Annotated in this window: 16 protein-coding genes; 12 read left to right on the top strand and 4 right to left on the bottom strand. The window is 60.3% G+C overall.

Translation table 11 applies throughout. The annotated features are described in order from the left end of the window. The first annotated feature begins 18 nt into the window (after positions 1-18). Genes PQR32_RS37405 through PQR32_RS37395 form a run of 3 tightly spaced genes read left to right on the top strand, consistent with a single transcriptional unit; the run spans position 19 to position 2,338 of the window. The gene (locus PQR32_RS37405; RefSeq protein ID WP_408239546.1) at positions 19-1,368 is read left to right on the top strand and encodes an NAD(P)H-dependent oxidoreductase; all 1,350 of its coding nucleotides are present in this window, start codon (positions 19-21) and stop codon (positions 1,366-1,368) included. Positions 1,369-1,403: 35 nt separating this feature from the next. Next, positions 1,404-1,703, top strand: coding sequence for a hypothetical protein (locus PQR32_RS37400; RefSeq protein ID WP_408239543.1), 300 nt, complete (start codon positions 1,404-1,406; stop codon positions 1,701-1,703). A 41-nt stretch (positions 1,704-1,744) separates the two neighbouring features. Beyond that, entirely contained in the window at positions 1,745-2,338 is a 594-nt protein-coding gene (locus tag PQR32_RS37395) for a carboxymuconolactone decarboxylase family protein (RefSeq protein ID WP_408239540.1), read from the top strand. A 68-nt stretch (positions 2,339-2,406) separates the two neighbouring features. Here the strand turns inward: PQR32_RS37395 and PQR32_RS37390 are convergent, their stop codons facing one another. The 3 genes from PQR32_RS37390 to PQR32_RS37380 all read right to left on the bottom strand — a co-directional run bounded on the left by PQR32_RS37390 (position 2,407) and on the right by PQR32_RS37380 (position 6,062). Next, a complete protein-coding gene (locus PQR32_RS37390; RefSeq protein ID WP_408239537.1) occupies positions 2,407-3,693 on the bottom strand; it encodes a Rieske 2Fe-2S domain-containing protein in 1,287 nt (428 codons plus the stop codon). A 205-nt stretch (positions 3,694-3,898) separates the two neighbouring features. Further along, positions 3,899-5,317 (bottom strand): MFS transporter, encoded by a 1,419-nt coding sequence (locus tag PQR32_RS37385; RefSeq protein WP_408239534.1) that lies wholly within the window; start codon positions 5,315-5,317, stop codon positions 3,899-3,901. A gap of 217 nt (positions 5,318-5,534) precedes the next feature. Then, positions 5,535-6,062: a MarR family winged helix-turn-helix transcriptional regulator gene (locus PQR32_RS37380; protein ID WP_408239531.1), complete on the bottom strand. Its 528-nt coding sequence runs from the start codon at positions 6,060-6,062 to the stop codon at positions 5,535-5,537. Positions 6,063-6,223: 161 nt separating this feature from the next. On the opposite strand from PQR32_RS37380, the gene PQR32_RS37375 reads away from it, so the two are divergent. Further along, on the top strand, positions 6,224-6,529 hold the full coding sequence (locus PQR32_RS37375) for a hypothetical protein (RefSeq protein ID WP_408239528.1): 306 nt from the start codon (positions 6,224-6,226) through the stop codon (positions 6,527-6,529). 53 nt (positions 6,530-6,582) lie between these two features. Here PQR32_RS37375 and PQR32_RS37370 read toward each other — a convergent pair whose 3' ends face one another. Then, a complete protein-coding gene (locus tag PQR32_RS37370) occupies positions 6,583-7,557 on the bottom strand; it encodes an NAD-dependent epimerase/dehydratase family protein (RefSeq protein WP_408239525.1) in 975 nt (324 codons plus the stop codon). 424 nt (positions 7,558-7,981) lie between these two features. Between PQR32_RS37370 and PQR32_RS37365 the strand changes: the two genes are divergently transcribed. The 8 genes from PQR32_RS37365 to PQR32_RS37330 all read left to right on the top strand — a co-directional run bounded on the left by PQR32_RS37365 (position 7,982) and on the right by PQR32_RS37330 (position 18,089). Beyond that, positions 7,982-8,872 (top strand): branched-chain amino acid ABC transporter permease, encoded by an 891-nt coding sequence (locus tag PQR32_RS37365; protein ID WP_408239522.1) that lies wholly within the window; start codon positions 7,982-7,984, stop codon positions 8,870-8,872. Positions 8,873-8,928: 56 nt separating this feature from the next. Beyond that, on the top strand, positions 8,929-9,906 hold the full coding sequence (locus PQR32_RS37360) for a branched-chain amino acid ABC transporter permease (RefSeq protein ID WP_408239519.1): 978 nt from the start codon (positions 8,929-8,931) through the stop codon (positions 9,904-9,906). Further along, positions 9,903-10,649: an ABC transporter ATP-binding protein gene (locus PQR32_RS37355; protein WP_408239516.1), complete on the top strand. Its 747-nt coding sequence runs from the start codon at positions 9,903-9,905 to the stop codon at positions 10,647-10,649. Before PQR32_RS37360 ends, PQR32_RS37355 begins: the two co-directional genes overlap by 4 nt. After that, entirely contained in the window at positions 10,646-11,362 is a 717-nt protein-coding gene (locus PQR32_RS37350) for an ABC transporter ATP-binding protein (protein WP_408239513.1), read from the top strand. Before PQR32_RS37355 ends, PQR32_RS37350 begins: the two co-directional genes overlap by 4 nt. A gap of 269 nt (positions 11,363-11,631) precedes the next feature. Next, positions 11,632-13,707 carry a hydantoinase/oxoprolinase family protein gene (locus PQR32_RS37345; RefSeq protein ID WP_408239510.1) on the top strand — a complete coding sequence of 692 codons (2,076 nt, stop codon included), beginning with the start codon at positions 11,632-11,634 and terminating at the stop codon, positions 13,705-13,707. A gap of 7 nt (positions 13,708-13,714) precedes the next feature. Beyond that, complete coding sequence (locus tag PQR32_RS37340; RefSeq protein WP_408239507.1) at positions 13,715-15,430, top strand: hydantoinase B/oxoprolinase family protein; 1,716 nt, start codon at positions 13,715-13,717, stop codon at positions 15,428-15,430. Positions 15,431-15,758: 328 nt separating this feature from the next. Continuing rightward, positions 15,759-16,829 carry a porin gene (locus PQR32_RS37335; protein WP_408239504.1) on the top strand — a complete coding sequence of 357 codons (1,071 nt, stop codon included), beginning with the start codon at positions 15,759-15,761 and terminating at the stop codon, positions 16,827-16,829. Positions 16,830-16,871: 42 nt separating this feature from the next. Then, entirely contained in the window at positions 16,872-18,089 is a 1,218-nt protein-coding gene (locus PQR32_RS37330) for an ABC transporter substrate-binding protein (protein WP_408239501.1), read from the top strand. Positions 18,090-19,367: the final 1,278 nt, after the last annotated feature.

The following is a 19,367-nucleotide window of genomic DNA, read 5'->3' as shown; positions in this document are numbered from 1 at the left end:
TCGCCGTGGAGGACGTTCATGTCGTTGATAGCGAAGCTCGAGGCACGAGCCGCGTCGAACCGGCCGGTGCGTGTCGGCCTGATCGGCGCAGGAAAATTCGGCTCGATGTATCTGTCGCAAGTGCGCACGACGCCGGGTGTGCATCTGGTCGGCATCGCGGATCTGTCGCCGCAGCGCGCCCGCGAATCGCTGCAACGCGTGGGCTGGTGCGCATCCGCTTATGCGGCGGCGAGTTGGTGCGACGCGCTCGACAACGGCTCGACCTTCATCACCGACGATGCCGCGGCGCTGATCGCGTGCGAGCCTGTCGACGTCATTATCGAAGCGACTGGCCACCCGGCCGCTGGCGTGCGCCATGCGTTGTTGTGCTGCGAGCATCGCAAGCATGTGGTAATGGTCAACGTCGAGGCGGACGTGCTCGCGGGGCCGCTGCTCGCGCAGCGTGCGCGGGAAGCGGGCATTGTCTATTCGATGGCGTCGGGCGATCAGCCCGCGCTGATCGCCGAACTGGTCGACTGGGCGCGTACCTGCGGCTTCGAGATCGTCTGCGCGGGCAAGGGTACGCGTTATCTGCCCGCTTACCGGCAATCCACGCCGGATACCGTCTGGCGCCATTACGGGTTTTCTGATGAGCAGGTGCGCAGCGGCGACTTCAACGCGCAGATGTTCAACTCGTTCGTGGACGGCACGAAATCGGCACTCGAAATGGCGGCGGTCGCGAACGCGTGCGCGCTCACGCCGGCGGTGGACGGTCTGGCATTTCCAGCCTGCGGTGCGGACGACCTGCCGGCGCTTCTTAAACCAGTCGAAGACGGTGGCGTGCTGGAGCGCCGCGGCACGGTTGAGGTCGTGTCATCGCTTGAACGCGATGGACGTCCGGTGTTCCGGGACTTGCGTTGGGGCGTATACGTCGTGATCGAAGCGGTCAGCGCCTATGTGCGTGACTGTTTTGCGCAATACGGTTTGCGCACGGACGCGAGCGGCCGTTACGCGGCGATCTACAAACCGTATCATCTGATCGGCCTGGAGCTGGGAACCTCGGTGGCGAGCGCCGCGTTGCGCGGTGAAGCAACCGGTTCGACCGGCGGCTTTCGGGCGGATGCGGTGGCCACCAGCAAACGCGCTTTGCGTGCGGGCGAGCGGCTCGACGGTGAAGGTGGTTACACGGTGTACGGCAAGCTGATGCCGTCCGCGGATTCGCTTGCGGCGGCCGCCTTGCCGATCGGTGTTGCGCACGGTATGGAACTGATCCACGACATCGCCGCGGGCACCGTGGTGCGATGGAGCGATGTGCGCTATGACGCCAATCGCCTGGACGTGCGCGTGCGGCGCGAGATGGAAGCCATGTTCGCGGCAGCGCAAGTGTAAAGCCTGGCAAAACCAACGAATGAGGAGATACAACCATGTCGACGATAAAAAAGAACTGTCTGGTTACGATCATGGCCGCGGCGCTGGTCACGATGGCGGCGTCGGTAGTGCCGGCGTTTGCGCAGGATACGGGCGCCGCCTCGGGCGCTACCACCAAGGCCGCGCGCAAGGCGCAACGCAAAGCCGACCGCAAGGCGGCGCACGCGAAGAACAAGGCTGAATTGCAGACGCTTGAGAAGAACGGCTATCAGCCGAATCAGGAGGGCGCCACGTATCCGTCAAAGCTCGAGGACGCGCAGAAGAAAGCGGGCGTCGGACAGGCGGCAAGCCAGTAAGCGCGTAAATCGCGACACCGGTGCATCACGGAGACGACGACATGTACCCCACAGATATCGATCCTCAATCGGGATGCCGGTTGCCGCTGCCCGATCGCGCGACCCTCGACGCGGAAGCGCAGGAGATTTTCGACGCACATGTGAAACCGGGCCCGCATTCGATACGTGGCTTGCGCGGGCCCGGTGGGCTCCAGTTGCACAGTCCGGAACTCGCGAAACGCAACCGTGCGCTATTGCGCTATTTGCGTTTCGAAGCGCCGCTATCGGCGCGAGTGCGCGAGGTCGCCATACTGACCACGGCGCGTTGCTGCGACAGTCAGTTCGAGTGGGCTGCGCATGAAGAGGCGGCATTGAGCGCGGGTGTGCCCGAAGACACCATTGACGCGATCCGGCGTGACCGGCGGCTTGCTGCACTCGATCAAACCGACGCGCTCGTCGTCACGCTGGGCCGGGAGATTTTTCGCGCGCATCGGGTTAGCTCGCGCACTTATGAGCGCGCGCTGAAGGTGTTCGGCAAGCGTTCGTTGATTGATCTGGTGGCGCTGATGGGAAACTATTCGACGATTGCGGCACTGCTCGCCACGTTCGATATGCAACTCGATCCTGGCGTTGAACCGCCTTTACTGACCGGCTAAGCGCTTTTCCAGCGACGTGTTAAAGAGGGCGCCCTTATTTCATCGGAATGGCGCCCACTTTTCTGCGCTTAGAGCATCTCCAGCACGCGTTCAAATGCCTCGGCATGTTCAGGCGAGAACAGCCGGATGAGATCGCGGGCATAGGGTGAATAACGTGCCTGAGTGCGCCCGAGCATGCTGGTAAAGCCATCGTTGTAGTGATACTTGTCCTGCTCCAGCGGTAAATGAATCTGCTCGTTCATTGCCGGGTCGCGCACCGTGCCCAATGGATCTTCACCACGCGCGACCTTGGCCTGTTCGCGATGCACCATGCGCCGCAATATTGCCACGCCCTGGTCCGTCGAGCCGAGATTTTCCTTTGTGCGGTCGGCGATCGGGCCTTGTGTGATCCACGCCATGATGTCCTGAGAATCGATCATGTCGAGCAGGTAGTCGCCGCGGCGGTCGACGTAAGGCACTTCGTAAACCGGAACGCGCTCGCGCAGATGCGGCGGAATCTCGGTGCCTTCGGGCGGCACGAACGTGGTGTACCACAGGTGCAGCGTGTGCGTGTCGTCCATCGGCGTGCGGATCTGGAACGACATGCGGCTGCCGGCTTTCTTCGACGCGTAGCCGACTGCCAGCATGTTCGGAAACACGAGCGGATGGCCGACCTGCCAGTCGTCGCAATCTTCGCTTTGGCCTTCGAGCAGACGCCGTTTGATGATGCCATGCTCGAATTCGGTAAAGCCGATGCGCACGTGCTTTTTGGTGATTGCTACCCGCACGCCTTCCTTTTCTTTCAGGTTTTCGTACAGATGTCCGTGCAGCCATTCGGTATGCACCTGATCGACCGAGTTCTCCATGATCTGCAGCCAGTTAGCCGGAATCACCGCGCGTCCGATCATGCGTACCGCCGGCTCGATCACGAAGCCATCGAAGCGCGGCAACTGCGGGCGGGGCTCTGGTCCCATGTACGCGAACAGCATGCCGCCGAGTTCTTCGACCGCATAGGCCGGCGTTTTGACGCGCTCCTTGAAGCACGTTTCGACCGATTCGTTCGGCTGGTCGATGCAGTTTCCCTGCGCATCGAAATGCCAGCCGTGATACGGGCAGCGAATGCCTTCCGCGGTCGGGATGCCGTACGCAAGCGACGCGCGCCGATGCGGACAATGTTCGGCAATCAGGCCGAACCGGCCCTGGCGGTCCTTGAACAGCACGAGGTCTTCGCCGAGCAGGCGCACGCGGCGCGCGCTGCGTCCGTCGGAGAATTCGTCGACACCCGCAATGGGATGCCAGTAGCGGCGCATCAGCTCGCCGCCGGGCGTGCCCGCGCCGACGCGCGTGAGCCGTTGGTTCTGTTCTGCTGTGAGCATGAGTTCACCTCCAGAAAAGATCGGTGAAGAGCCGTGCCGGATTTTGCCTGGCATCGCGCACGGGAAAGTGGGAAAAACGGACCCAAAGCCGTCAGACAGCCAGAATTATATTAGCTATCTATGTTTATCGCGTCAACGTAAAGTCGTTCGAAAACCTAACTATTCGTTGAAGACATCACTTCGGTTAAGTTTGGAGAACGGCGCGTCAGGATGGGCGCACGGCGGCGAGTCTCGACAGGCTCACGCAAGCCGCCAGCGACGCAAATCCGGCCGCTGCCGCGAGCGCGACGCTGCCTTCGTGTTGCGGCACCACTTCGAAGGCGAAGGCGACGAGAGCGGCGCCGATGGTCTGCCCGAGCATGCGCGCGGTACCGATCATGCCGCTTGCGCCGCCGGTGCGTCCGCGCGGCGCGGCGGCGAGAATCGCGCGATTGTTGGGCGACTGGAAAAGCCCGAAGCCCAAACCGCACAACGCCATGCGCCAGCCGATGGCGAGCGGTGCCGGACTGGCCGGGAGCCACGCGAGCAGCGCGAGTCCTGTGGCCAGCGCCGCAAGGCCGATGCCGCCGAGAATGCCGGCCGGATAGCGATCGGAGAGGACGCCAGCGAAGGGCGCCACGCATAGCACGGCAAGCGGCCATGGTGTCAGCAGCAGGCCGACATGAGCGGGAGAGTAGCCATACGTTCGTTGCAGGAGGAACGGCAAAGAGACGAAGGCGAGCATCTGCGCAATGAACGAACAGATCGAGGTTGCGACGGACAACGCGAAAACCGGCTCGCGCAGCAGATCAACGGGCAGCAGTGGGGTTTCGCGATTCAGTTGACGCCTGACGAAGACATAGCCGATGGCGACCGTGCAGCACAAGTAAAGAATGACGTTCAGTTTGCCGCTGCCGTGACCGAAGGCGTCGACGGCCAGCACCAGCGAGCCAAGGGTCAGCACGTTGAGCAACGCGCTGACAAAGTCGTAACGGTTGCGATGGGTGAGGTTGCGCGGCAGCGCGACGAGCCCGAGTAAAAGCGCGGCGATGCCAAGCGGAACGTTGACGGCAAATAGCCACGGCCATGGTGCGACCGACAGGATGGACGCCGCGACGGTAGGCCCGGCAACCGATGCAGTGGCAATCACCGAAGCGTTGATGCTGACTCCGCGACCCAGCAGTCGCGAAGGGTAGAGCGTTCGAACGAGCGCCGTATTGACGCTGGCTATGCCGGCTGCGCCGAACCCTTGCACGGCGCGCGATAACGCCAATGCGAGGAGCGTATGCGATAGCGCGCAGGCCAGCGACGCAAGCGTGAACACACTGAGGCCCGTCAGGTAAATCACGCGATAGCCGATCCGGTCTCCAAGCGACGACAGCGGCAGCAGTGATACCGCGATCGCCATCTGATAGCTGTTGACGATCCAGATAGAGGTCGAAGGCGACGCGTGTAGATCTTGCGCAATGGTTGGTAGCGCGACATTGGCGATTACCGTATCCAGTGCGCCTAACGCGGTGCTGAGCGTGACGACCAGAATGCCCCAGTAGAGTTGCGGAACGGCCACGCCGTCATGCGGCACGTTCGCCGCTGATTCCCGCGTTGCCGTATCGGCAATAGGCGTTTTCGCGATGGATGCTTTCACGTCACGTACGATTCGGAATGCGGCGCGCGGCTATGACGAAGATGACAAACCGAACCGGTGCGCACGCGCGTAGCACCGCTCTCGAGGCGGCTTTATTATATCCCTAAGTATTTGCTGCGCGCATGCGGCTTTGACGCTTTGGCGAGACTGGTTTGCGCTGGAAAGGCATGTCGATCCCTTAGCGCGAACATGACATCGCACCGCTTTCGCTTTGGCGTCACACTATCTTGCGCGATGGCGGCATGAGGCGGTTCGCTTCGAGTTCGTCTTCTTCCAGATTGCGAACCATGGTTTGCAATGCCTTGCGCACTATCGCCAGATCCTTGTCGGCGATGCCCCGAACCGCGACCTCATGCAGATCCTCGGCGAGTGGAATGAGTTGCCTCTGAAGCGCCTTGCCGCTCGGTGTCAGATACACACAGATATTGCGCATGTTGCCGGGCAGCTTGCGGCGTGTGATGTAGCCGAGTTTTTCCATTTGCTGCAACGCGTTGTAAGCGGTGGGTTCACGCAAGCCCGCGAGTTCGGCGAGGTCACGCTGCGTCAGACCTTCGCGCTCCCACAGGATGCGCAGGAAAGGCCAATAACCATACGAAACCGAGTGCTCCATCAGGCGGATTTGCAAGCCGCGCGCCATGGCACGCGCCGCGTCCTTGACAAGATGCCCGAGTCGATCGTTGGGTACGGCGTCACGCCAGTTGCGTGGCATCGGTAGCGCCGGTTTTTCGCTCTGTTGGGTCGCCATCGCTATCCAGAAAGGTTTGTTCGTTGGTGAAGCATACACGGCAGCCTGCCAACCCGCCAAACGCTTAGCGAGCCCGCGTACGGCTCGGAATGGGCAATTGACAAGCGGTGAAGTGCGGCGCTACATTGTTAGCGATCTAATGTTACTTTTACGGAGGCGTCGTGACCAATGAAGAGCATCGCCAATTGATTGGCAGCGTGAACCGTGCGCTCACCTGGCCGCTGCCGGAAAAGATCCGGTCTATCTCGGCGGATCTGGCGCAGCGCGAGGTGACATTGCAATTCGTCCATGACGGTGAAGCCGGCGCGGCCGTGAAGGCAACCATCGCGGATATCGAGCAGCGGGTGGAAAAGTCGATGGGCGATTATCAGGTTGGATCCACGCTGATCCGGGTGGACGCGCCGAAGCCCTACGCGGAGCAACTGTTGCCCGTTGTCGTGCTGGCCATGTTCGAACAGGAGGAGTGACGCGCCCGGAGCGAACGTCTTGCGGCGCGCCTCTTACGGGTAGCGGTTCAAACTCAGTGAGGGGCGGGCACTTGCAGATTGAGCCGTTGCATGGTCGTGATGTAACCGTCGACAATCCGGTCAATATCGTGATCGGCGACGAATCCGAAATCTTCTTTCGCGCGCCTTACGTCCAGAATGCAGTTCATCGAGCCGGTGTCGGTGCCGGGTCCGATTGAAATCTGTGCGTCGGGGAAACGCCGTTTCACGGCCGCGCCGAACTGCTTCAGCGTAAAGCCGGTGCCGGTGGCAATGTTATAGACCGCGTGATTCAGACGCGGCGCCTCGAGCGCCGCGATAATGCCGCGCGCCACCTCGCCATTAAACAGTGCATCGCACACCGCATCGCCCCCTTTCGGAATGTCAGCTGGCAGTCCCGCCATCGGATTCTCCATCAGGACACTGTAGCGACTGTGCGCGCCGCCGTGACGCGTGATCTTGCCCGGCCCGATCGTGGAGCCGAAGCGCAACGCGGCAAACTCCACGCCATGGCGATCGCGAAACCAGCGACCCAACAGTTCGCCCGTCAGCTTCGAGATGCCGTATACGGTGGCGGGTTCGGTGGGCGCCGTCTCCGGCATAGGCCGGTAGGTTGGATGCGCGAATTCTCCGCTGATGGGTGAATACGCGGCCTTGCTGCTCGCCATCACCACGCGTCTGACGCCATGTTTTTTCGCTGCTTCAAGAACGTTGGCGGCGCCACCGACATTGATCTGCATGCCGAGCGCGGGCGTGTTCTCCGTAACGCTCGTAAGCGTTGCGCCGAGATGCGCGATATGGGTGATGCCGTATGCACCAATTGCGGTGTCGACGCTTTCGGCTGCGGATGCGTCGCCCGTGACCAGATCGCAGGACGCCATGACGTCACTGATCAGTTCGGTATTTCCGCTGCGCGACATCACGACAGGCCGATGTCCCGCTTCCACCAACGCACGCGTGACAAAGTGGCCGATCACTCCGTTGCCGCCGATCACCAGATACCTGGACATGTCGTCTCCTTGCTTGTAATCGATGCGCGACGCTCAGGTGCGCATGAAGCCTGTCGAGTGGCACACTTAGCAGTCTAACAAAAAGACCTGGTTTGTCAAACGATGAGCGGTTTTCTCGCATCGCAGCACGCTCGCGCGGCATGCATGAGGTGATCGCAACTTCGCGTTTACGCGGGCGCCGCCTTGGCTTGACTTCACTGTACCCCTGGCATAATCTTAGACATCGAATATTAAATGCATAAGAAAAATCGAGACCACGAGACAGCCATCGCATAGCGGCGCATGCAATGGTCCATGAAACGGCGAATACCGCCGAGGAGGCCCACGTGAAGGTCGGTACGACGTTTGATAGAACCCGGCGAATGGCGCTGGTGGCCGCGATGCTGTCGCCAGACTGAACCGGATCGACCAAAGGACTGCGAACATGGGCCTGTTCATTCAACTGCTGTTCAATACGCTGGAAATCGGTTCGGTCTACGTGCTGTTTTCGCTCGGACTCACACTGATCTTCGGCACGATGAAGATCATCAACTTCGCGCATGGTCAGTTCTTCGCGGCCACTGCGCTCATGATTTCAAGTGTCTTGCCGACACTGACCAACGCGTGGGGCTGGCCCGTATGGGCCGCGTACATCGCCACTTTCGTTGCGTCTATCGGCTTCATTGCGGTGCTTTCAATGGCGTTGTACTGGGGCGGATTTTACAAGTTCACGCGCGACCTGCTGGGGTCGTTCACTCTGTCACTCGGTTTTCTATTCATGGGGCAGGGCATTCTGCTTGCGTTGTTCGGCGGCGCGCCACGCGTCACGCCGCGACTCGTGTCAGGTGACATTACCCTGCTCGGCGGCGTGGTCAATGCGCAGCGTCTGCTGATTTTTGGCGTGGCGATTGCAGTCACGCTCGCGCTCAATGCGTTCGTGCAACGCTCGCGCCTCGGCAACGCACTACGTGCGATCTCAGACGATCACGAGGCGGCGATGTTGCAGGGCATCCGCTACCGGCGAATTTCCTGTTACGGCTTTGCGTTGGGGTCGATTCTCGCGGCGGTCGCGGGAGGCCTGATCGCTCCGCTCGTTTCAACAACACCCACGATCAGCGACGACTACCTTGTCAAGGCATTCATCATCATCATTGTCGGTGGTCTTGGCAGCATTCCCGGTGCGATTCTCGCCAGTTTTCTGATTGCGGCAATAGAGAGCTTCGGTGGCTATTTCTTCGACCTCACCAGCGCGGCGATCGTGTCGAATATTCTGGTGATCATTTTCCTGCTCCTGCGTCCGCGTGGATTCATGGGTCAGGCGGTGAAGATCGTATGAACACGGAAGGAGGAGGCGTGGTACTCATGGGGCAGTCTGTCAGGAGGACTTCGCGCGTGGGAATATTGCTGCTCACCGCGATCTTCGTTGCGTTACTGGTCTATTCGATCTTCGCGCAGAACCGTTACGGTCAAAGCATGGTCATGTGGATCGCGCTGAATTCGCTGGCGGCGGTCTGCTTGCGCTTCGTGTTGCTGATCGGCGAGAAGAATGTGGCGACGGCGGCATTCATGGGCATGAGTGCGTACGCCACCGCAATCGCCACGGTAAATTTCGGCTGGCCTTTCGTCGCGGCAATACTGCTGGGTAGCGCGGTGGCGGGCGCGGCCAGTTGCCTGTTCGGAATCGTATGCCTGCGCGTCAAAGGTCCTTATTTCATGTTGATAGGTTTTTCCTTTACCGCGCTGATGGGTCTGATCTATACGAAGTGGGACTACGTCGGCGGCAATGCGGGCATGGTCGGAATCTATCTGCCGCCCTATATGGAAGGCTGGCTGCCGGCGCTCGTGCTGACAGTGTGCAGCGTGTGGATGCTGATTCTTTATCTTTGCGAACGCTCATCGCTCGGTCGGCTGTTTCAGGCGATCCGCGACAACGATTCAATCGTGGCGTCCGTGGGCGTCGATATCATTCGAGTGAAGGTGATCTGCCTCGTGCTTGCGTCGGTGGCGGTCGGCTTCGTCGGTTCACTGACCGCATTTACGAATGCGATCATCAGTCCCCCGGATTTCCAGTTTTCCGTCGCGGTGTTCCTGCTCGCGTACATTATGATCGGCGGCCAGAGCCACATTATCGGCACGGTGATTGGCGCCGCGGTCCTCACGTGTCTGGATCAGGCGTTGCAGGGTCATAGCGAATGGGAAGAAATCGTGTTTGGCGGAGCGATTGCGGCTAGCATGCTGTTTCTGCCAGACGGACTGTTGGGTGTGTGGCGGCGGATTGTGGAAGGTTCGATCTGGACCCGATGGCGTTCATCGCTTCGCGGATCATCCAAACGACACATGGGGAGCCGCACGGAGGTATCAGAACAATGAGTACGCCCGCAACCTCCAGCGGTGAACTGCTTCTCGTCGCGGACGGCATCAGCCGCCACTACGGCGGGGTCAAGGCGCTCAACAATTTGACCTTTCAGGTGCGCGAGGGTGAAGTGCTCGGACTGATCGGTCCGAATGGCGCCGGCAAGAGTACGACCTTTAATGTGATCAGCGGCCATACTCGGGCCACGCGCGGACGCATCTACTTCCGTGGCGAGGACGTGACCAGACTGCGCGCCACGAAGATCAGCCGACGCGGCTTTGGCCGTACGTTCCAGCACAGCAGTCTGCTGCGCTCGATGAGCGTGTACGACAACATCCTGGTCGGCACGATGAACTGCCTGCGCGATCACGCCTCGCGTAAGAAGCGTGTACTGGAGACGGCCGAGTTGCTCGGCCTCGAGACGCTGCTCAATCAGACGGCCGGCACCTTACCGCACGGACGTCAACGTATGCTGAGCATCGCGATCGCATTTGCGGCGCGCCCGGTGTTGCTCGGTCTGGACGAGCCGCTCACCGGATTGAACTCGACAGAAAGCAACTTCGCGATCGACATCATCAAACGCATTCAGGCCGAGTACGGCACGACGATCATTCTCGTCGATCACAATATGCGCTCTGTAATGGGGATTTCGCACCGGATCATGGTGCTCAATTACGGGCAATTGCTTGCGTCCGGCACGCCAGCGGAAATTCGCGCTAACCCTGAAGTCATCAGGGCCTATCTGGGAGACGACGCATGAGTAGCGAGTGTCTGGCCGTCGAAGGACTCGAAATTCGCTACGGCAAGGTGTGCGTCGTGTTCGGCGTCGACTTCGCGGTCAAGCACGGCACGCTGACCACGTTGATCGGTTCGAACGGCGCCGGCAAGACGACTATCATGAAAGGTATTACGGGCATGTTGCCGGTGGCCAAAGGACACGTCCGCTATTGCGGTGAGGACATCACGGGTTTGAAGCCCGATCAGATCACCCAGCGCGGCATCGTGCTCGTACCTGAAGGTCGCCGACTCTTCCTCTCCATGACCGTGCTGGAAAACCTGAAGATCGGCGCCTGGCTCAGGAACGACAGGGTTGCGATCAAACGGACGCTCGATCAGGTGCTCGAATATTTTCCGGATCTGAAGAGCAAACTGAATGCGAAAGCGTCGATGCTAAGCGGCGGCCAACAGCAGATGGTGGCCTTCGGCCGGGCACTGATGGCCGCGCCCCGGCTGCTGATGATGGACGAGCCTTCGGTGGGCCTCGCGCCGGTGATCGTGCAGCGTATTCTCGACATCATTCGCTCGGTCAGCAAGGAAGGTATCGACGTGCTGTTGGTCGAGCAGAATGCCTCGCTTGCGCTCAAGCATTCGGACGAAGCGTACGTCGTAGAGAACGGCTATATCCATCTACACGGGCAGTCAAAAGCCCTCGCCGACGACGAGAACGTTCGGCGCGCCTACCTGGGGCTCTAGACTCCAGTCCGCACGACTTTCCTTTAGCGAGCCGCATGCTTCGAGCACGCGGCTCGCTCGCGTTCGTCTGTCTATCTGCCTTCTCCGATCAGCAATGAACGCACTGCGCCTCTAGACCACAAGGGTTCTACCTGGTTGAAAGTCAACGTGTTCGTTATATTGTTAGGTATCTAATTAGAGATCGAAGGCAAGCAGATGCATGCCGGACTTTCGAGGTGTGGACATGGATTCGTTGAGTGCCCCACCGACGCTATACATCGGAGTGTTGAATGTCCAACTGGATAATCGGAATCGATACAGGCGGCACGTTTACCGATGTCGCCGCGCTCGAAGTGACGAGCCAGACGTTGCACGTCACGAAGGTTCCGTCGACGCCGGATGACCCGTCGCGTGCCGTGCTCAACGGTCTCACGACACTGATGGACGAGTTCCCGGCGGTGACAGCTGGCGAGATCCAGTTTTTCGCGCACGGCACCACGGTCGCGACCAATGCGCTGCTCGAGCACAAGGGCGTCACAGCGGGGTTGCTGATCAACCGCGGCTTTCGTGCGGTGTATGAATTGCGCGGCGGACTCCGGCCGGTCGGCGCCGATGCGATCGACACGTTCTGGCGCAAGCCGGGACCGCTTGTGCATCAGCGCCATATCGAGGAGATCGACGGGCGCATCGCTTTCGATGGAACTGAACTGCGGGAACTGGATGAAGCGGGCGTGCGCGCCGCCGTGCGCCGATTGAAAGAGAACGGCGTGGCGGCGATTGCGGTGGTGTACCTGTTCTCGTTCATGAACGATGCACACGAGGCGCGTACGGCGCAGATCATTCGGGAGGAATTCCCCGGGTGCCGGATATCGTTGTCGAGCGTGATTTTGCCGGTGATACGCGAATACCAGCGCACATCGACCACCGTGGTCGACGCTTATGTCGGCCCGGTGATCGAGAACTATCTGCGCCGGCTCTCGACGGGTCTGAAAGAGCTGCATCTCACGACACAGCAGCGCTTCATCATGCAGTCGAACGGCGGCTTGATGCGCGTCGATATGGCAGCGAATTATCCGAACCAGACGCTGTTATCGGGTCCGGCAGCGGGCGTTGTCTTCAGCGCGCAACTCGGTGGGGCGGTGGGCGAGCCGAATGTCGTGACCTTCGATATGGGCGGAACCAGCACGGACATCGCTGTGCTCGTAGGCGGCGAGTACCAGGAGAATCGCGACGGCAGCATCAGCCACCAGGATGTGGGCACGCCGATGATTCACATCAATACGCTGGGTGCGGGCGGCGGCACGATCGCTCGCATCGGTCCGGATGGGCTGCTCAAGGCAGGGCCTCAATCAGCGGGCGCGGCGCCTGGCCCGGCGTGCTATGGCCGCGGCGGCGAGTTGCCCACCGTGACGGACGCGAATCTCGTGCTGGGCTATCTGGAACCGCATGCGCTGGTTGGTGGCAAGGTCAAACTCGACGCCAATCTCTCGCGCGAGGCGATTCGCAGGCACATTGCGGAGCCGCTGGGATTGAGTGTCGAAGAGGCTGCGCTCGGCATCATCGCAATCGTCAACGTGAACACGGAAGTCGATACACGGCTCGCTTTTGCCGAGCGCGGGCTCGATCACCGGACCTTCGCGCTCGTGGCATTCGGCGGCGCGGGGCCGGTGCACGCGGCGCGCGTGGCGCGTAACGTCGGCATTCCGCGGGTGATCGTGCCGCCGCATCCCGGTATCAGTTGCGCAATGGGGTTGCTGCAAACGGACGTCAAGCATTTCTATTTGCGAAGCCATCCCGCGTCGTTGCCGTCGCTGCGGGCGACCACGATCAATCAGTTATTCGGTGAGTTGCGCGAGCGGGCGCTCGACGAAGCGCACGCGGAAGGTTTCGCGCCCGACGATGTGGAACTCCAGTATCAGATGGACCTGCGTTATCCGTACCAGGGCTACGAACTGACGATACCGTGCAAGGCGCCGCCTTTCCTCGACTCGGATAAGGAAGCTGTGCGGCGCGCATTCGACGACGCGCATCTGCGTGTGTACGCGATTTCTGCTCCGCAGGAGACGCCGGAAGTCGTGAACTTGCGGCTGGTTTCCGTGAGCGCGGTGCCGCATCTGACTTTACCGGATGTGCCCGAAGGCGATGGCTCCACGGTTGCCGCTCGCGTAGGTACGCGGCGCGCGCGCTTCGAAGAGTTCGACGACTATATCGACACGCCCGTGTATCTCCGCGAACGCTTGCGGCGGGGCGATACCGTTGAAGGACCGGCCATTATCGAGCAGCTCGATTCGACAACCGTTTTGCTACCGCGGCAGAAGGCCGAAGTGGTGCGGTTCGGCACGCTGATCATCACCGTGGAGGCGTGAGGCAATCATGATTGTGAATCCTGTCACGCTCGAGGTTCTGAATAACCGGCTGCGCGAAATCGTTTCGACGATGGAACATCTGCTCTTTCATGGCGGTTATTCAACAATTCTGCGGGAATCGAAGGATGGCAGTGCAGTGATTACCGATCGCGATGGCTGCGCAGTGTTCTCCGGGTCGCAAGTCCACCTGATGCCCTATCAGTTCACGCTGCGGTCGATCCTCGAACAATACCCGCTCGATACGATGCGCGAAGGCGACAGTTTCATCGCCAACGATCCTTACCTGGGCGGCTCGTTTCATGCCTCTGACATTGCGATCGTCACGCCGATCTTCTTCGGCGGCGAGGTGATCGGTTTTGCAGCGAGCATCGCGCACAAGAGCGATATTGGCGGCATGGTGCCGGGTTCGGCATCCGGCGCATCGCGAGAGTTGTATCACGAGGGGTTCCTCATTCCGGCGATCCGCTACGCGACGGCGGAAGGTCCGATCGAGGATGTGGTGCGACTCCTGATGCGCAACAGCCGCCAACCCGACGCGCTGCGCGGCGACCTGCAGGCGCAGGTCGGTTGCACGCGCGTCGGAGCGGAGAAGGTGAGAGCGTTATGCGAGAGTTATGGCGTCGACACGATCTGCGCGGCGTTTCGGGAATTGCAGGACGTCACCGAAAAACGCGTGAGGCGCGGGCTGCTCGAATGGCCGGACGGTGAATACGCAGGCGAGACGCACTTCGAAGCCGACGGCCATCTGTTCAAGGAGCCGGTGCGCTTTAACGTCAAGGTGAAAAAAGAGGGCGACACGATCACATTCGACGTGACAGGCAGCAGTCCGCAGGTTGCCAGCCCGCAGAACATTCGCCCGCAGTCGCAACTGGCGGCAGCGGCGCTCTCGTTGATCACGAGTATGGACCCGACGATTCCGCTGAACTATGGCGCGCTGCGGCCTATCCGTCTTGTCAGTACGGCCGGACTCGTTACCGAGGCACGATTTCCCGCACCGGTCGGATCTTATTTCGCATCGACGGCGATGCTGTATAGCGCCTGCCTGATGGCGCTCGCGCGCTTCAATCCCGCGCGTGCAGTCGCAACGAGCGGATTCGGCACTTCCGGACCGGTACTCGGCTTTCGCAGAGCCCGTTCCGGCAGACCGGCGGTGTCGTACGAACTGATGTCGCCATCACTGGGCGGTACGCCGACGCACGATGGCAATCTGGCGGTTAATCCGATGCATCAGTACACGCCTTATACACCGGTCGAGATCATCGAAACCGAGTATCCGATCGAGGTCGAACGGATCGAAACGATTGCGGATTCTGCGGGCGCCGGGCAGTTTCGCGGCGGTGTGGGTTACCGGAAACGCTACCGCGTGCTGGAGGATTGCACGCTCAATTTTCGCCGGATGCAGGCGGGAGAACCGCAAGGCGCCTTCGGCGGAGGCAGTCCAACGCGTTTGCCTTCGTCGATCAATCCTGAAACCGCTGACGAAAGGCCGCTTACGCATTCTGCGGCGTTCGAACTGAAAGCGGGCGAAACGTTCCAGTATCAGTCGCAGGGCGGTAGCGGCTACGGCGATCCGTATTCGCGCGAGCCGCAGGCGGTACTCGAGGACGTGCTCGATGGCTACGTGTCGGTGGAAGGCGCCTTGCGGGACTATGGCGTCGTGATCGATCCCGAGACACACGCGATCGACGTAACGGCCACTGCCGCACGGCGTTCGGTGCGCTGACGCTGGCTGCATCTGCAAGTAGCGCCCGAGTAACGTGCGGGCAGGGCGTAAGCCGATAGGGATTCACCCGATTGGCTGCTAAACTTAGATGACTAAACTAATTCAAGCTACTGACAGCGTTCCAACCGAACGGAACGAGTCAAAGAGCAAAGTACCGGAGTCGAAAAGAGGTGGTATCAGGCGGGGCGATTAATCTGATTAGATAGGATGACTATCAAAGTAGGGTCGGTGAGTTGCGAAAAATGTCAGTGCGCGACGAGCGTGAGTCGATAGAACTCTGGCTGATGCGCGCTTTATCCTGAACTGGATTGAATCGAAAGGGTCTGTCATGACCAACAAGAAAATCTGCGTCGCGCTCGCTTTGAGCGCCGTATCCGGAGCGGCCAGTGCGCAATCGTCGGTGACGTTGTACGGTTTGCTCGATGTCGGGATCGAGTATAAGAACCAGGTGCCCACGACCACTGGCAACAAGACCAATCACAGCCAGGTGCAGATGCAGGCGGGCAATCTGCTCGGCGATCGCTGGGGCTTGAAAGGTGTCGAAGATCTGGGGGGCGGTCTGAAGGCGATCTTCACTCTGGAATCCGGCTTCCTCATCAACACCGGTCAATCTTCGCAAGGCGGCCGCGAGTTCGGGCGCACGTCGGTGGTTGGCCTCGATAGCAAGACCTGGGGCACAGTCACCGTGGGTCGGCAAAAGAATCTCGCATACGGATATCTGTGGACGTATGATCCGTTGCAGTTCGCTTTCTATTCAGCCTATCCGATGGATTCGTTCCTCGCGTCCCGCATGGACAACTCGGTGCGCTACACGATCAGTCGCGCCGGCTTTACGTTAGGCGGCATGTACAGCACGGGCTTCGATTCGACTATCGTGAACGGCGCTCAGGTGCCCGGCGCGAGCAAGGTCGGTCGAGAATGGGAACTGATGGCCATGTACCAGGGCTCGCTGCCGATTAGTGCCGGTGTCGTGTTCGACCAGCAGCAGGGCACCTCGATCGCGACGCAAAGCGATGCGCTGCAACGCGTGGTGGCGGGCGCGTCCTACACGTACGGCAGTCTCACCGGCTATGTGGGTTATCGCTGGCTGAACGGGCAGAACGGCGCCTCGGCCGTCAGTTCGAATCTGTACTGGTCGGGTCTGTTCTATCGATTCACGCCGGCGTTTTCGCTGTCGGCGGGGGGATATCACATGCAGATCCGCAATCTGCACAACGGACCCACGAGCGGAGTGATTCTGGCTGACTATTTCATCTCGAAGACGACGGACTTTTACGCGCAGGTCTCGAAGATCTGGAACACGAAAGGCAGCAACGTCGGCCTGGACGGAGCGGGCTTCAATACGTCTCTCGGCGCGTCCCAAACCGGCGGAATGGTCGGCATCCGGCACACATTCTAGCCGGCCTGCGGGCGCGGCGCGATGCGACGACAAGGGGGAGCGATGCACACACATCCGTTTGCGATCCGCACGCTGGCCGCCACGTGGCTCGCGTTCGCCATCAACGCGACACTTGTCACACCCGCATTGGCGGACGACGTGATCCGCCTCGGCATGACGGTGCCGCTCTCAGGTGCGGGCGCGAGTTGGGGCATGAGTGCGCAATGGATCGCGCAGCAGGCCGTCAAGTACGTGAACGAACACGGCGGCGTGAATGTCAACGGGAAGGTCTATCGATACGCGCTGACAGCGTACGATAACAAGTACACTGCGGCCGACGGCGTCAAGGTTGCGCAGACGATGTTCAATCGCGACGGTATCCGTTATGTCGTGTTTGGCATGTCGACACAAGCCGTCGCCGCGACCCAGAGTCTGTCAGAGCGAGCCGGCATTCTGATGTTCACCGTCAGCTGGTCTAATTTGATAAAAGGTCCTAAGTTTCCGCTCACCTTCACGATCACTAACACGCCAACGGAGTTTCTGGCACCCCTCTATACGCTGATAAAGAAGCAGAATCCGTCGATCAAAACGATCGCGCTCATCAGCCCGAATGACTCGGCCGACGAAGAGGCGGTTGCTTCCGCGATGCCACATCTGAAGGCGCTGGGTATCCAGGTGTTGACGTACGTGAAATACGAACGCGGTACGACGGAGTTTCAGCCGGTGGCCACCAAGGTGGTGCAAACGAAGCCGGACGCGATCGACACCCTCGGCGCGCCACCTGGCGACATCGGCGTGATCTATCGTGCAATCGCGGATCAGGGATGGAACGGAGTTCGCATTGCGTCGGCGGGCACGGTATCCGATGCGGTGATCCGCACGGGCGGCAAGGCCGTCGACAACCTGTACATGGGGCTGGGCGCAGACTTCGACGGGCCTAACTCAACGCCGGTGCAGCGTCAGTTGGCAGCAGCGTTCGAGCCGGCAATGCACGAGCCGCTCGATATCGCCGGCATGTCGGCGTGGGAAGCTGTGATGGCGCTCAAGGCAGGAATGGAAAAGTCGGGGAGCATCGATCCGCGCGTTGTCGCCCAGACATTGCCGAAGATCACGTTTGAGTCGAGCTACGGGCCGGCCGCGTTCGGCGGAGCGTCCACATACGGGACGCCGCAGGAGATGCTGCTGCCCGTCATCATCACGCAGATACGCAACGGCAAAGTGGTCGAGCTTGCGCGTGTCCCGTCGCCGGAGTTGCAACAACGCATGGCACAGGCGAAATAGCGTCGTCGACTCGTGACGGGCGGAACGGAGATTGGCGGCGAGGCTTGACCAAAAATCCAGGCGACGAGAGACTTCTTTGACGTACATCGCAAGCAGGCGGTTGAGCGGAACTAGTAGACTGGCTCGAATTGTCGGATGACGGGCATCCCGACCAAACATCGGTCGCAAAACACTGTATGGGCTCAACGCGGCTCCCGGCTCGGGCAAGCGGGACGGGGTGGGAGAAGGCGCGTGGGGTCTCCGTGGCACGAGCGGCACTCGGGCGTCGATTTTTTTGAGTGCCGCAATAGTTATGAGTTTTCCATGGCGTAGTCGCTTGTAACGGAACCTGGGGATCGGGACACCGTTCCGCGTCGCGCGACGCGACCATTCAATTCACCCGCATGAAGGTCGCTTCATCGACCCCCGAATGAAACCGCTTGTGCGGATCGATAGATCCGGTCAGCTATAGCGGTAATGGACGCAAACCGACTCTGTCACGGTAGAACGACGAGGTGGACTTCCTCCTTGCGAATGATTGCGCCGCTGTCACGGCGAAAGTTTGCGATCGTCTTGGAGCCCGAAGCCAGATGTGCCGTTAGCCACATCAACTCGGTTTTGCGCTGACATACATGCCAGTTCATGTTCTCGGTTTTCAACGCGATCCGGTACACGAACTTCGGGACGAATCAACGGCATCGATTCGGAAAACTAATGTTCCATCGGGAGATTCGCCAAGCCTTGACCAGCAATGCTTTGTCGTACCGTCATACGGCGTAACGCAGCCGGCGGCAATATCACGCTAAGGCTTGGGTCGAAGCGGCCGTGGGGTTTCGGATAGCGTGAAGACAGATTGCTGCGATTGCGAAACCGGCAAGGTGTGGGCCTCGAACGACGTGAACCTAACCGGCGGGATCGGTGCATGGAGAGATGGCTTTTCAGAAAGCGATGCGCGACCTTTTTCTGGGAATCACCCCTGCACTGAGCTTTGCGCCACGTGCCACCATCACCCCTTCGACGCCAAGACACTGTGTCGATCGGGATCATCGTTAAGACTGGGTACGTCGTGTACGTGCTGCCGCGTTAGCATTCCCTCAATCGCGCCAGGATGGAGGCGGGTAACGCGATCTGGAGAGCACTGCTAAAAACTGATACGCCGTCAACTCTAGAAACAATCGAGCGTTTGGTGCGGCCATGTGGCAACGGGTTGGGCTATTGTTTCACCCACTGCAACAGTAATTTCACGTATTAGGTATTTACCCTAAGAACGTCCCCTCGTAGACTGCGTTAATGGCTCGC

Source organism: Paraburkholderia dipogonis (assembly GCF_046027395.1).
Lineage (GTDB): Bacteria > Pseudomonadota > Gammaproteobacteria > Burkholderiales > Burkholderiaceae > Paraburkholderia > Paraburkholderia dipogonis_A.
This window is presented reverse-complemented; position numbering and strand designations above follow the sequence as displayed.